The sequence below is a fragment of the Ruegeria sp. G12 genome, from assembly GCF_056533565.1.
In genome coordinates this window covers 106,994-118,969 of the sequence record NZ_JBQFOO010000011.1, presented here as the reverse complement: position 1 = coordinate 118,969, position 11,976 = coordinate 106,994, and the positions used below count along the sequence as shown (strand labels likewise).

The window sequence follows — 11,976 nt, the reverse complement described above, 5'->3', positions numbered from 1 at the left end:
GCCCATCCAGCCTTGAACCCGCATGCGCGCGCGTATAGGGAAAACCCAAGCGCGCTTTGGGGAGGCTTTGATGCAGGACGATCCGAAAACCCTCGTTTCTACCGAATGGCTTGCCGCCCATCTCAAGGACCCGGATTTGCGGGTTCTGGACGGGTCGTGGTATCTGCCCGCGCAGAACCGGGATGCCAAGGCCGAATACGACGCGGCTCATATTCCCGGCGCGCGGTTCTTCGATATTGACGAGATTTCCGATCACCGCTCGGACCTGCCGCATATGGCCCCTCCGGTCGAGAAATTCATGTCGCGCCTGCGGGCGATGGGCGTGGGCGACGGGCATCAGGTGGTGGTCTATGACGGCGCGGGCCTGTTCTCGGCGGCGCGGGTCTGGTGGCTGTTCCGTCTGATGGGTCAGGAAAACGTGGCCGTGCTGGATGGCGGCTTCCCTAAATGGCAGGCCGAAGGGCGAGAGGTCGAGGACCTGCCTCCGATGATCCGCGACCGCCACATGACCGTGCGCGTACAAAACCATCTGGTGCGTGATGTCACGCAGGTGTCGGCGGCATCGAAGCTGAACGATCATGAGATCATCGACGCCCGTGCGGCCACCCGCTTTGCCGGGGCCGAGCCCGAGCCGCGCGAAGGGCTGCGGGCGGGCCATATTCCCGGTGCACGCAACGTGCCCTTCGGCAGTTTGCTGAACAAGAACGGCACGATGAAATCGCCCGAGGATTGCCGCGCCGTGTTCGAGGCCGCCGGGGTCGATCTGTCGAAACCGGCGATCACATCCTGCGGATCGGGCGTGACCGCCGCCGTCCTCAGCCTTGCGCTCGAGCGCATGGGCAAGAAAGACCACTCGCTTTATGACGGCTCCTGGGCTGAATGGGGTGCCTTCCCGACCCTGCCCGTCGCAACCGGAGAGACCTGATGTTCGAGAACCTCAAACCGCAGCCCGCCGACAAGATCCTGGCGCTGATGCAGATGTACCGCGACGACCCGCGCGATCAAAAGATCGACCTGGGCGTGGGCGTCTACAAGAATGCCGAGGGCGTGACCCCGGTGATGCGCGCCGTCAAAACCGCCGAAAAGCGCATTCTGGAAGAGCAGGAAAGCAAGGCCTATACCGGGCTGGCCGGTGATCCGGCCTATGCGGATGCGATGATCGGCCTGATCCTCGGCAATGCCGTTCCGCGTGCCAACATCGCTGCCGTGGCGACCCCGGGCGGCACCGGTGCCTGTCGGCAAGCGTTCGAGATGATCCGCATGGCCAATCCTGAGGCCCGCGTCTTCGTGTCGAACCCGACCTGGCCGAACCACCTGTCGATCCTGAACTATCTGGGGATGGAGGTGGTCCAGTACCGCTATTTCGATGGCGAAACCCGTGGTGTCGATTTCGACGGCATGATCGCGGACCTGAAAACCGCCAAACCGGGCGATGTGGTTCTGCTGCATGGCTGCTGCCACAATCCGACCGGGGCCAACCTGAACATGGTCCAATGGCAGGAGGTCGTGAACATCATCAACGAGCTTGGCCTCGTCGCGATGATCGACATTGCCTATCAGGGCTTTGGCGACGGGCTTGAGGAGGATGCGCAGGCGACCCGTCTGGTGGCGTCGTCCGTCAAGCGCTGCCTGATCGCGGCGTCGTGCTCGAAGAATTTCGGCGTGTATCGTGAGCGTACTGGCCTGTTGATGGCGATAAGCGATGATGCAGCGCAGACCGCGCTGAACCAGTCGACGCTGGCCTTCCTGAACCGCCAGAACTATTCCTTCCCGCCCGATCACGGCGCGCGGGTTGTGACCACGATCCTGAACGATGACGCTCTGCGCGCCGACTGGGCGGCAGAATTGGAAGAGGTCCGCCTGTCCATGCTGGGCCTGCGCCAGAACCTGGCCGACGAATTGCAACGCCTGAGCGGATCGGACCGCTTCGGTTTCATCGCCCAGCACCGCGGTATGTTCTCACGCCTTGGCGCAGCCCCGGAACTGGTCGAGCAACTGCGCAACGATCACGGCATCTACATGGTTGGCGATAGCCGCCTGAACATCGCCGGGCTGAACGCCAACACGGTGCCGATCCTGGCCAAGGCGATTGTGGAGGTCGGGGTCTGAAGCCAGTTTTAGAGACTTGGCCGCAGAGTAATCTGTGGCCAATGTTCTATCAGAACCTGTGATGTGGTTCAGCGAAACTGTCCCTTCGCATTAGGCCATGTCCAAATTTCGTTATCATTGGAGATTGCATTGACTACCTGTTCTGCCCTTGATCGCGTATCGGGCCTTTCGTTCAATCCCATATGCTTAGTTTCAATTTCTACCAGATAGTCGATCACTTCGTCTCTAGCCGCGTTCCTCCGTATCTCACCAGCCGCCAGAATCAGATACGAATCATATTCGTCGGCAAAAGGTAGACATTCCTCATCATCCCAATTTTCTTCGGAACTTAAGAGACCGATAGGGTCCCACAAATTCCAGCCAATATCCCGCAACCGGGAGAGCTTAACTCGGGGATTTGGAGTAAGTGCCATGAGCTAACCAGCGAATGATCTTTGTTTGACGATTTCACAAAACCCAATTGTTGGAAAGGGCACTGCCAAGAAAGCATTACGGTTGCTTTAAAGAAAAAGCCGGGCGCGAACGCCCGGCCTTCAAGTGGTTAAGTCAGGCCTTAGCCCTTGGAGAACTCAGGATACGCTTCCATACCCAGCTCGCCCATATCCAGACCGTTGATCTCTTCTTCTTCGCCAACCCGCAGGCCGACGGTGGCCTTGAGGATCGAGAACAGGATGAAGCTGACCACGAAGACGAAGATCCCGATGGCCGCGAAGCCGATGATCTGGGTCACGAAGGACGCGTCACCGTTGGTCCATGCCACGATGAAGGTGCCCCAGAAGCCAGCGATCAGGTGAACCGGGATCGCGCCGACCACGTCGTCGATCTTCATCTTGTCCAGCAGCGGCACGGTGTAGACCACGATCACGCCACCGATTGCACCGATGATCAGCGCCTGGAACAACGACGGTGCCAGCGGTTCAGCGGTGATCGAGACCAGACCGGCCAGCGCACCGTTCAGCACCATGGTCAGGTCGACCTTGCCATACATGACTTGCGTAAGGATCAGCGCGGCAACAGCACCGGCAGCGGCTGCCATGTTGGTGTTGGCGAAGATGCGGCTGATATCGGCCATGTCACCGATGGTGCCCATCGCCAGTTGCGAGCCGCCGTTGAAGCCGAACCAACCCAGCCACAGGATGAACGTCCCCAAAGTGGCCAGCGCCAGATTCGAACCGGGGATCGGGACAACCTTGCCGTCCTTGTTATACTTGCCGATACGCGGGCCCAGCACGATGGCACCGGCCAGCGCTGCGAAACCACCTGCGGCGTGGACCAGAGTCGAGCCTGCAAAATCGCTGAAGCCCATCTCGGACAGCCAGCCGCCGCCCCACTGCCAGGACGCTTCAATCGGGTAGATGACCCCAGTCAGGACGATCACGAAGATGAAGAAGGGCCACAGTTTAATACGCTCGGCCACGGTGCCCGAGACGATCGAGGCGGTGGTGGCGCAGAACATCAGCTGGAAGAAGAAATCCGACCCAACGCTGGCATAGGACAGGTCGGTTTCAACACCTTCCAGACCCACGGGTTCCAGCGATGTGGGCGAGAACGCGCCCAGAATTCCGGTGATGGTCCAGCCGTCGCCCGGATACATTAGGTTGAAGCCCACCAGCCAGTACATGATGGCCGCAAAGGAAAACAGGCCCATGTTCTTGACCAACTGCATGGCCACGTTCTTCGAGCGCACCAGACCGGCTTCGAGCATGGCAAAGCCTGCTGCCATCCAGAACACCAGAAAGCCGCCCATCAGGAACAGCAGCGAGGTCAGGATGTATTGCGTGTGCTGCGCGGTCTCGCCGCCAGCGGCCTCTTGCGCAAGGCCCATCTGCGGCAGCGCGACAATCGCGGCAGCAGGGATGAGAGATTTCATCAAGTTCATTTCAAGTCCTCGGATTGAGTGTGAGTTGCGGGCGCTTAAAGCGCTTCCTCGTTGGTTTCCCCGGTCCGCACGCGCAGCGCCTGCTCGACATCGAGGACGAAAATCTTGCCGTCGCCGATCTTTCCGGTCTTGGCGGTGTTGGTGATGGTTTCGACGATCTGGTCAGCCATTGTTGCAGGCACCACGATCTCGAGCTTGATCTTGGGCACGAAGTTCACCGCATATTCGGCACCGCGATAAATCTCGGTGTGACCGGATTGCGAGCCGAAGCCCTTGATTTCAGTTACCATCATGCCGCGAACGCCCGCATCGGTCAGTGCCTCGCGCACCTCCTCGAGCTTGAACGGCTTGATTGTCGCAATGATCAGTTTCACGTTAGTCCCCTCTGGTTCCCCGGTCGGGCCGGTTTACTTTGCACCTGCAGAAAAAAGCGCGATGTACTGCCTATGGGAACGGTTTCGGGGTCGAAATTTGGGGCTAAATTGCGCGATGTTGCACAATTTTTGCACAAAATATGTGATTTGCTTAAAAAGAAGGCAAAATATTATGGGGCAAATACAGGTATTTCACACCTCAACACCGGCGCGTCCTGACGGTATGGTGGTGCAAAAGCACAATCGGGCAGAGTTTGAGCATGACTGAGTCCAAGCGCCGCAAGCCGACATTGGTCGCGGATAAAAGATACCCGCCGAAGGGGCGCAAGCCCGCGGCGTCCAAACGTGCTGCGAACCCGGCAGGCAACAAATCCACCGCCCGCAAAAAAGCGACGCGCAAAACGCCACGCAAAAAGGCGCGCAGACGTTCGGGTGGAAATGGAGGCGGGATTTTCCGCCGTCTGTTCCGCTGGATCTGGCGGCTGATCTGGGGCGTGACCTGGCGCGTTGGTGCGGTGGCGGCGATGCTGCTCGCGCTGGCGGTCGGCGTCGTCTACACGACCCTGCCGGATGTCGATTCGCTGCTGGACGGGCGGGCGCGGGGGTCGGTCACTCTGCTGGATCGCGATGGCAAGGTCTTTGCCTGGCGCGGCGATCAGTTTGGCGGGGTGATCACGGCGGATACCGTCTCACCCCATCTGAAAAACGCGGTGGTCGCGACCGAGGACAAGCGGTTCTACCGCCATTTCGGTGTCAGCCCGCGCGGGGTTGCCAGCGCCGTGCGCATCAACCTGAGCGAAGGGCGCGGGCCACTGTCGGGCCATGGCGGGTCGACCATCACCCAGCAGACCGCCAAGCTGCTGTGTCTTGGTGTGCCCTACGAGCCCGAGGAGTGGGAATCCGAGGCCGCTTATGAGGCCGATTGCCGTCAGGGCTCGCTGTGGCGCAAGGCCAAGGAAGCGATCTATGCGATGGCGATGGAGGTCAAGTATTCCAAGGATGAGATTCTGACCATCTACCTGAACCGCGCCTATCTGGGCTCGGGCACGCGCGGGTTCGAAGCAGCCAGCCAGCGCTATTTCGGTAAATCGGCGGCCGAGGTGTCCCCGTCCGAGGCGGCGATGATGGCCGGGCTTCTGGTGGCCCCCACGCGCTATGCGCCCACCAACAGCCTGCAACGCTCGCAGGATCGGGCGCGGCTGGTTGTCGGGTTGATGGAGGATCAGGGTTATCTGACCTCGGCGCAGGCCAGCGAGGCGCGCAGCCGCCCGGCGGTGTTGTCCGAGGCTGCTGCGGCGCGCGCAGGCGGGTATTTTGCCGATTGGGTTATGGCCAGCGGGCCTGAGTTCTTTACCCGCAACACGACCGAGGACGTGGTGATCCGCACCACGCTGGATCAGCGTATCCAGCAATCGGCAGAAGAAGCGCTGCAATTCATCTTCCAGGAAAAGGTGCGCGAAGGGTCCAAGGCACAGGCCGCGATTGTGGTAATGTCAGCGGATGGTGCCGTGCGGGGGATGGTCGGCGGGCGCAAGACGCGCGTATCGGGTGCCTTCAACCGCGCCACGCAGGCGCTGCGGCAGACCGGGTCTTCGTTCAAGCCCTTCGTTTATGCGACCGCGCTGGAGCTGGGGTATTCGCCGCTCGATATCGTGGTGGATGAACCCTATTGCATCAACATTCCGGGGTCTGGTCAGTGGTGCCCCAAGAACTACACCAACAAGTTCTACGGGCGCGTGACGCTGGCGGATGCGCTGAAGAACTCGCTGAACATTCCCGCCGTGAAAGTGGCCGAGATGTCGGGTCTGGACAACGTTCGCACGGTTGCCGCCGGATTCGGCATCGCCAGCGATCTGGCCGAAGGTCCCGCGCTGGCACTGGGAGCATCCGAAAGCACACTGATCGAGATGACAGGGGCTTATGCCGGTATTCTGAATGGTGGCTCGGCGGTGGAACCCTATGGCCTGACCGAGTTGAAACTGCTGGGCGATGATGCGCCGCTTATGGTTACGACCACCGGTATCGGCGAGCGGGTCATCAACGACTCGGCGGCCCGGCAACTGACCTGGATGATGGAGCGTGTGGTGTCCGAAGGCACCGGCCAGCGTGCGAAACTGCCGGGCTGGCAAGTCGCGGGCAAAACCGGGACGACTCAGGCCGCGCGCGATGCGTGGTTCATCGGGTTTACGGCGGATTACGTGGCGGGCGTGTGGATGGGCTATGACGACAACACGCCGCTTTCGGGTGTGACCGGCGGCGGGTTGCCCGCAGAAATTTGGAAGGAAACCATGCTGCGCGTGACCGAAGGGATGACGCCGTCGCCCCTGCCGATGGTCGCCCCGGCCCCGCCGGTTCAGGTCGCGCAGCCCAAACGGCAGCAGCGCCGTCAGGGCGGGTTCGAGCGGGCGGTGAATCAGCTGATCAAGGATATTTTTGGCAACTGAGGCCGGTCGGTCAGGCGGCGCAAAGCACGCCGCCTGATTTCCAACTCAGAGGCTTTCGTCCAACGCCGCGATGATTGCGTCGCCCATCTCGGTGGTGGACACGGGCTGGACGCCTTCGTCGGCCAGCAGGTCGGCGGTGCGGACACCATCGGCCAGTACCTTCTCGATCGCGGCTTCCAGACGGTCGGCTTCTTCGCCCTGATCAAAGCTGTAGCGCAGCGCCATGGCAAAGCTGAGGATACAGGCGATCGGGTTGGCCTTGCCCTGACCCGCGATATCGGGGGCCGAGCCATGTACCGGTTCGTACATCGCCTTGGGGCGGCCATTGGCCATCGGTGCGCCCAGCGACGCCGAGGGCAGCATGCCCAGCGAGCCGGTCAGCATCGCCGCCGTATCCGACAGGATGTCGCCGAACAGGTTGTCGGTGACGATCACGTCAAACTGCTTGGGCGCACGCACCAACTGCATCGCGCCGTTGTCGGCATACATGTGGGTCACTTCGACCTCGGGGTAATCCTGCGCCACACGGTCGACGACCTCGCGCCACAGGATGCCCGATTCCATCACATTGGCCTTCTCCATCGAGCAGACCTTTTTGTTCCGACGCATTGCCAATTCAAAGGCCGAGCGCGCGGCGCGTTCGATCTCGGATTCGGTGTAACGCTGGGTGTTGATGCCCACGCGTTCATTGCCTTCTTCGAAAATCCCGCGGGGCTCGCCAAAATAAACGCCCGAGGTCAGTTCGCGCACGATCATGATGTCCAGACCGGCCACGACGTCTTTCTTCAGCGAGGAAAAATCAGCCAGCGCGTCAAAGCACTGGGCCGGACGCAGGTTGGAATAGAGGTCCATTTCCTTGCGCAGGCGCAGCAGGCCGCGTTCGGGCTTTACGCTGAAATCCAGATCATCGTATTTCGGGCCGCCCACGGCACCCAGCAGCACGGCGTCGGCCGCATGTGCCTTTTCCATCGTCTCATCCGACAGCGGCTTGCCATGCGCGTCATAGGCCGCGCCGCCGACAAGATCCTCGCTCACGTCAAAGTGAAGACCGCGATTGGTGCCGAACCAATCGATGATTTTGCGCACTTCGGTCATGACTTCGGGGCCAATTCCGTCTCCGGGCAGGATGAGGAGCGAGGGGTTGGACATGAACGGTCTCCTTGCGTTTCGTCGCAAAGGCCCTAGCGTCTGAGCCGCATCGGGTCAATGAGACGAACCCGCCAAATCACGAGGAAACACATGTTGATACCCGGAAAACCCGTCCCCGCGCTGAAAATCGAAACCGTGGCGCATGGTGAGTTCGATCTGGACCGCGATGCGGGCGAAAACGGAACGCTGGTGATTCAGTATCGCGGGTTGCATTGCCCGATCTGCGTCAAACAGATGACCGAGGTCGATGCCGCGCTGGACGATTTCGCTGAACTGGGTGTCGAGGTCGTCATGATCACCACCGACACCGGCCCGCGCGCGGCAGAGACCGCCGAAAAGGCCGGTGCGTCACGAGTGCGGATCGGCCACAGCCTGCCGCTGTCTGACGCGCGCGAGGATTGGGGCCTGAATATCTCAACCGCGCGCGAGGGCAGCTCCGAGCCTGATTTCTTTGCTGAACCCGGACATTTCTACATCGCGCCGGACCGGACGCTGTATTACGCGTGGCAGCAGACGACTCCGTTCGGGCGTCCGGCAACGTCGGATATTGTTGGTGGTCTGAAATTCACGCTTGGCAATAACTACCCTGCGCGGGGAACCTATACCGGGGCACTGTGATTCATTCAGCGTTACTCGCCGATCTGAATGTCGACCCAAACCAGCCGGTGACGGCTGGCGCGTTCCGCGCTTGGGCGGTGTTCGGACTCTGTGTCCGGCCAGAACACGCCCGACCCGACAACCGGCACATTCGCCGAGGGCAGGACGTAATCGACGCGCATCTCTCCGACCGCTTTCCAGTGGACGGTCGCCCCTGACCCCGCCGCGTCTGTCGGTTTGGGGTCCTGCAGGCGCGTGTCGGACAGCAGAATGCGGATGGCTGCCTTGTGCCCTTCGCCGTGCTGCGGGTCCAGATTGGCGTCTCCGGCGATCACGAAGGGGCTGGCCGGGGCCGGACCCAGCCTGCCGTCCAGCAGCAGCGACCAGAACCGGATTTCATCCCGGTTGCGCAGCCCATTGCGATCCTCGGGCCCGTCAAAGACCGGCGGGGCGGCGTGAAAGGTCATCAGGTCCAAACGCCCGCCGGGGGTCCGGATGGGCACTATCCAATGGACGGCCGAGGACAGGCGTTGGTGGACCTGCGCCTCTGCCGACGGGAAGGGCGCGCCGCCCTGGATGGGCAGGGTCGCGTCGGGCAGGTCCCGCCAGAGCCGCGCGCTGTGGTCCTGAACCTCGGGTCTCAGAACCTCATGGCGGGACAAGACGGCCAGCCCGCCCTGACCGGTGAACTGCCCCCAGCCCTGCGCATCGCCCGGCCCGTGGGTGCGCCCGTCGCCGTCCAGATCGAGGGTGGTCTCAAGCCCTGAATTGGGCTGCGCGGTATAGCTGTAAGGATAATCCAGCCCCGCGTCGCGTAGCCTGTCGGACAGGGCCGCAACCGCCAGCCCCTCAAAGTCCCAGTCGATGCCCTGTAGCGCGACAATGTCCGGCCGCACCTCGGCCAGTACATCGACCACGGCCTGAACTTGCGCATCGCCGCGCTGGATATCGCGCAGCAGCAGGCCGGGGCCTTTGCGGCTGAGTTCCGTGTTGAATGTGGCAACGCGCAGCACGTCGGCCTGTGCTGCGAAGGGAAGCAGCAGCAGGAAAAGGGCGCGGATCATGCGGTTTGAGTGGACTCGGTGGTCGAGTAGGCCCGGCGCTTTTCAACGATCAGGTTGGCAATGCGCAGGGTCGCCATGCCGCGCATGATCATGCTGGCGGGCAGGAAGGCCCAGGCGCTCATGGCCCAGATCAGGGTCTGCGGGTTGTTGAGCGAGATCGGAACAAAATGAGCCAGCAGTTTGGTGACCGCCGGGATCAAAAACGGGATCAGGATGCCGATGCAGATATTCAGCCGCCCGTCCCGCTGCAGCCGCGCCACCACATCGCCGCCCTTGGTCGGGTCGAACAGAGGCAGGTTGGTCCAGACGTTGAACGCGCCGTTTCCGGTGGGCCAGCCGCGCAGTTTCACCGCATAGGCAAAGGTGGCGATTGTCACCAAGGCCGCAACATAGGCGACGCTGGCGGAAATCCGGACCAATTCAACCAGCGGCTGGCTTGCATCCGCAGGCAGCATCAGCACGATCAGGCGGATCGGCGAATAGGGGAAATCGGCCAGATTGGCGACGCCGAGCCCTATTGCATAGAACATCGAGGTTAGTTGTGTCGGCTCGTACACGTTTTTGCAGATCAGCGTCAGACAGGTGACCATGGTCATCAGGCCGACAAAGCGCAGGCGGTTGACCGGCGGTGCGTCGCGGAATTCGATGAAACTGGGGAAGGCAGAGTTGTATTCGGCAAAGGTCAGGATAAACGCAAAGATCGCGAGGAAGACCACGATCTCGGTCCCGTTCGTCGATGTTACCGGCAGGTACAACGCAGGGGTCAGCACCATCAGTGCCACCAGTATTCCGCGTATCGCCGCCCCAGTTGTGCGCGCAATCACTATCCGAACCCTTTTCAAACCGGAGCGGTCGATTCTGCGCCGACTCGCTTCCAACCTGTGCCCGCCGCGTCTTTTCGTGTGACGGTTGCCTCTCGTTAACGTCAAGATGAACGATAAGCGGCATTTCGCTCAAGCCAGGGTGCAGAAAACACGGGAATTCAGGCAAAATGAGGGCGCAACTGGTGCGAGATTGCATCATTTTGGACGCAAATTCGACGTGTATCTCAAATTGATACCAAGATGTTGTGGTTTTCCAAAAATCAACCCCAAGAATGCGAACGGGGCCGCCAAGGCGACCCCGTTAGGTTGAGTATCCACAGATTCGGTTGAGAATCACACCCAGGGACGGGCTTGACTTGCGTGATCTTCAAACTTGTCGATGTGATGGTCTTTTTCCATCGTCAGCCCGATATCATCCAGACCGTTCAGCAGGCAGTGCTTGCGATGGGGGTCGATATCGAATTCGATCACCACTCCATCAGAAGTTGTAATCTGCTGATCTTCCAGATGAACGGTCATGCGGGCGTTTTCGCCCTTATGCGCGTCTTCCATCAGGATCACGTGATGCTCTTCCTCGACCACGATGGGCAGGATGCCGTTCTTGAAGCAGTTGTTGAAGAAGATGTCGGCGAAGCTGGTCGAGATCACCACCTTGATGCCGAAATCCTTGATCGCCCAGGGCGCATGTTCCCGCGACGAGCCGCAGCCGAAATTGTCGCCTGCCACCAGAATCTCGGTGTTGCGATAGGCGGGTTTGTTCAGAACGAAATCTTCGTTTTCCTGGCCGTCATCGTGGTAACGCATCTCGTCAAACAGCACGACGCCAAGACCGGACCGTTTGATGGTTTTCAGGTGCACTTTGGGAATGATCATATCGGTGTCGATATTGATCAGCGGCATCGGGGCGGCCACCCCGTGGACTTTTTCGAACTTTTCCATCTCTACACTCCTGCAGGAGAGGGCCGCGCCCATGCCCTGCGTTTAAGCTTCTTTGGTTTCGTCTTTGGGTGCGTTCTTGACGAAGAACGCCATGAAGATCAGGCCGAACCCGTTGAACAGCATCTCGATGCCCAGCAGGATGCCCAGAAGGCTCAGCAAGGCTGCCGGTTCTGCTGCCGCGTAAGACCAGATGATACCGGCCAGCACGATCGACAGGATGCCCGAGATCAGCGTGGGCCAGAAGAACTGCGTGCCTTTCATCTGGAACGACAGGATGACCCGCGCGATGCCGCCTGCCATGAACAGGATCAGCATCACAGTCGCCAGCGTCAGCGTGCCCTGCAGCGGATGGCCCAGAAAGGACCAACCCAGAAACAGCATGACCGCACCCATGATGAGCGACAGGATCTTGTTGCCGGTGCCTTCAACCGTGAAGCCGCCGACGACCTGCAGCACGCCTGAAATCAGCAGCAGCACGCCGGTCACAACGGTCACGGCCACGGATGCCACCACCGGTGCACCCAGCACGAATACGCCGAATGCTATGGACAGAAGTCCCAGCAGCAGCCATTTGACCCAATCACTCATGTTTGTCTC

The 11,976-nt window shown here is 60.7% G+C and carries 12 protein-coding genes; 4 read left to right on the top strand and 8 right to left on the bottom strand.

Going from position 1 to position 11,976, the window contains the following annotated elements; genetic code table 11:
• Positions 1 to 70: 70 nt before the first annotated feature.
• Positions 71 to 925, top strand: coding sequence for a 3-mercaptopyruvate sulfurtransferase (gene sseA / locus ACR0JN_RS20555; RefSeq protein ID WP_480888343.1), 855 nt, complete (start codon positions 71 to 73; stop codon positions 923 to 925).
• Positions 925 to 2,109, top strand: a complete 1,185-nt coding sequence (locus ACR0JN_RS20550) for an amino acid aminotransferase (RefSeq protein WP_480888342.1) — start codon at positions 925 to 927, stop codon at positions 2,107 to 2,109. The genes sseA and ACR0JN_RS20550 overlap by 1 nt, the downstream gene beginning before the upstream one ends.
• 68 nt (positions 2,110 to 2,177) lie before the next feature.
• Here ACR0JN_RS20550 and ACR0JN_RS20545 read toward each other — a convergent pair whose 3' ends face one another.
• The 3 genes from ACR0JN_RS20545 to ACR0JN_RS20535 form a co-directional block, all read right to left on the bottom strand.
• A complete protein-coding gene (locus ACR0JN_RS20545) occupies positions 2,178 to 2,522 on the bottom strand; it encodes a hypothetical protein (RefSeq protein ID WP_480888341.1) in 345 nt (114 codons plus the stop codon).
• Positions 2,523 to 2,662: 140 nt separating this feature from the next.
• Positions 2,663 to 3,988, bottom strand: coding sequence for an ammonium transporter (locus ACR0JN_RS20540; protein ID WP_480888340.1), 1,326 nt, complete (start codon positions 3,986 to 3,988; stop codon positions 2,663 to 2,665).
• A 35-nt stretch (positions 3,989 to 4,023) separates the two neighbouring features.
• Entirely contained in the window at positions 4,024 to 4,362 is a 339-nt protein-coding gene (locus ACR0JN_RS20535) for a P-II family nitrogen regulator (protein WP_480656621.1), read from the bottom strand.
• Positions 4,363 to 4,622: 260 nt separating this feature from the next.
• Here ACR0JN_RS20535 and ACR0JN_RS20530 point away from each other — a divergent pair, with 260 nt between their 5' ends.
• Positions 4,623 to 6,806 (top strand): transglycosylase domain-containing protein, encoded by a 2,184-nt coding sequence (locus tag ACR0JN_RS20530; protein ID WP_480888339.1) that lies wholly within the window; start codon positions 4,623 to 4,625, stop codon positions 6,804 to 6,806.
• A 45-nt stretch (positions 6,807 to 6,851) separates the two neighbouring features.
• Here ACR0JN_RS20530 and leuB read toward each other — a convergent pair whose 3' ends face one another.
• Positions 6,852 to 7,955: a 3-isopropylmalate dehydrogenase gene (leuB, locus tag ACR0JN_RS20525; protein ID WP_480888338.1), complete on the bottom strand. Its 1,104-nt coding sequence runs from the start codon at positions 7,953 to 7,955 to the stop codon at positions 6,852 to 6,854.
• A 90-nt stretch (positions 7,956 to 8,045) separates the two neighbouring features.
• Between leuB and ACR0JN_RS20520 the strand changes: the two genes are divergently transcribed.
• Positions 8,046 to 8,573 (top strand): redoxin domain-containing protein, encoded by a 528-nt coding sequence (locus ACR0JN_RS20520; RefSeq protein WP_480888337.1) that lies wholly within the window; start codon positions 8,046 to 8,048, stop codon positions 8,571 to 8,573.
• A gap of 11 nt (positions 8,574 to 8,584) precedes the next feature.
• Here ACR0JN_RS20520 and ACR0JN_RS20515 read toward each other — a convergent pair whose 3' ends face one another.
• From ACR0JN_RS20515 to ACR0JN_RS20500, 4 genes are all read right to left on the bottom strand, one after another.
• Positions 8,585 to 9,616, bottom strand: coding sequence for an endonuclease/exonuclease/phosphatase family protein (locus tag ACR0JN_RS20515; protein ID WP_480888336.1), 1,032 nt, complete (start codon positions 9,614 to 9,616; stop codon positions 8,585 to 8,587).
• Positions 9,613 to 10,440 (bottom strand): hypothetical protein, encoded by an 828-nt coding sequence (locus tag ACR0JN_RS20510; RefSeq protein ID WP_480888335.1) that lies wholly within the window; start codon positions 10,438 to 10,440, stop codon positions 9,613 to 9,615. Before ACR0JN_RS20510 ends, ACR0JN_RS20515 begins: the two co-directional genes overlap by 4 nt.
• Positions 10,441 to 10,773: 333 nt before the next feature.
• Complete coding sequence (leuD, locus tag ACR0JN_RS20505) at positions 10,774 to 11,379, bottom strand: 3-isopropylmalate dehydratase small subunit (protein ID WP_480888334.1); 606 nt, start codon at positions 11,377 to 11,379, stop codon at positions 10,774 to 10,776.
• 42 nt (positions 11,380 to 11,421) lie between these two features.
• Entirely contained in the window at positions 11,422 to 11,967 is a 546-nt protein-coding gene (locus ACR0JN_RS20500) for an HdeD family acid-resistance protein (RefSeq protein WP_480818578.1), read from the bottom strand.
• Positions 11,968 to 11,976 lie beyond the last annotated feature (9 nt).